The organism is Peribacillus sp. NPDC058002, assembly GCF_042886655.1.
GTDB lineage: Bacteria > Bacillota > Bacilli > Bacillales > DSM-1321 > Peribacillus > Peribacillus aracenensis.
The window spans coordinates 1-1,802 of record NZ_JBHVQU010000451.1 but is presented as its reverse complement, the minus strand read 5'-3'; the positions used below and the strand labels follow the sequence as shown (position 1 = coordinate 1,802).

Annotated in this window: 2 protein-coding genes; one reads left to right on the top strand and one right to left on the bottom strand. The window is 37.5% G+C overall.

Annotation, left to right across the window (positions count from 1 at the left end; translation table 11 throughout):
* Nucleotides 1–907, top strand: a 907-nt coding sequence (locus ACFVSH_RS26210; protein ID WP_387708729.1) for a LysR family transcriptional regulator, incomplete at its 5' end; no start/stop codon positions are given.
* A gap of 110 nt (nt 908–1,017) precedes the next feature.
* Here ACFVSH_RS26210 and ACFVSH_RS26205 read toward each other — a convergent pair.
* Nucleotides 1,018–1,752, bottom strand: a complete 735-nt coding sequence (locus ACFVSH_RS26205; RefSeq protein WP_387708727.1) for an SDR family NAD(P)-dependent oxidoreductase — start codon at nt 1,750–1,752, stop codon at nt 1,018–1,020.
* Nucleotides 1,753–1,802: the final 50 nt, after the last annotated feature.

Here is a 1,802-nt window from a genome sequence, read left to right as displayed (position 1 = left end):
GTACTATGATGCTCTAAAAACATTTGTGACCCTAGTGGAAGTCAAGAATTTTACTAAAACAGCAGAAATGCTTCTTATGTCGCAACCAAGTGTTAGTTTGCATATAAAAAAATTGGAAGAAGAGTTCCAAACCAAATTATTTCTCCGTTCTCCTAAATTCCTGAAAGTCACCTTAACGGGAGAAATTCTTTACGACCGGGCCAAGCAAATGATCACAATTTATGAACAGACCAGACAAGACATTCAGGAACACGATAGGTCCATCAAGGGCGAATTGAAGATCGGAGCAAGTTTTACAATAGGAGAGTATATCCTCCCTTCTTTACTCATCGACCTTCAAGAGGACTATCCTGAACTTGAACTTCAAGTCGTAATCGGTAACACGGAAGAAATCGTCCAAGCCGTTCGGCTATACAAAGTGGATATTGGTTTAATCGAAGGTCAAACTAATGAAAAAGAGCTTTCTGTTCACCCATTCATGCAAGATGAGCTATTCATTGTGTCTTCTAACAATCATGAACTCGCTAATCAAGACGAAGTCGGGATTACTGATTTACATGACCAAGCGTGGGTAACAAGGGAAGTTGGATCTGGGACACGTGAATACCTTAATCACGTCATACGTTCAAATGGATTGAAAATTAAGTCTATACTCACGATAAGCAGTAATCAAGGAATTAAAGAAACACTTATAAAAAACGGCGCAGGGCTGGCCCTTCTATCCCGAAGTGTAATTGAAAGGGATGTACAAAATAAAATCCTTTCTATTATCCAGGTGAAAAATGAATCCTTTAACAGAACACTTTCGTACGTCTATTCCCCAATTATGGAAGATAAAAAGAATGTCAAAACTTTCATAACTGAATTAAACAAAAAATGGCCTATGAAAGCAAAGCCGATAGGATGATCATTGAGAAGCATACTCGCTTATTAATGCTGTATGTGTTTAGAACTAATTTTATACATGTTAAAATCAATTTAAAACTACTACAAAGGGCAACGAACAAGGAAACAGAACTATCTTAGATACCCCCCATTATTAATATCAAACGTTGCGCCTGTATAATGCTTGGCTTTATCTGATAATAAGAAGACAACAGTATCGGCCACATCTCCAGGCAGGACAGGTGTTTGGATAAGTTGGTGACTTACATACTCCTCTTTTCTCCATTCAGGTATGGTACCCATCATGGGAGTATTAACCATCGTTGGGGCAACAGCATTAACTCGGATGTATGGTGAAAAATTCATGGCACAGCTTTTCGTTAAACCTAATATGGCAGCTTTTGATAACCCATAGATTGCATCTGAACTGCCCTCTATTCCTGACACTGAAGACATATTAACGATGACTCCCTCACTTTGGCTTTGGAACAATCTTTTACCGAACATTTGTGAGAGATAAATAACCCCTTTAACGTTTATATCCAGGACTTTATCAATTTCATTTACTTGATAATCCAGTATATTTTTCGCCAAATAAATTCCAGCATTATTTACTAAACAATCTACATCAGCATGTTCTACTTCAACATATACAAAAAATTCAACCACCTCTTCATGATCACTTACATCTAACTGATATGTATGCAGGGGATATCGATTGTCCAGTGACAGCATTAAATCATTTAAAGAATGTTCATTAGTATCGCATGCAAGTACTGAAGCCCCCTCTAATAAGCATTGTTTCACTATTTCTTTTCCTATTCCAGAAGCTGCGCCTGTTACGATCACTTTTCTATTTTTGAGCACTTATTAAAGCTCCTCTCCCTATTCACTGTCTCTTATACACATCTGACGCT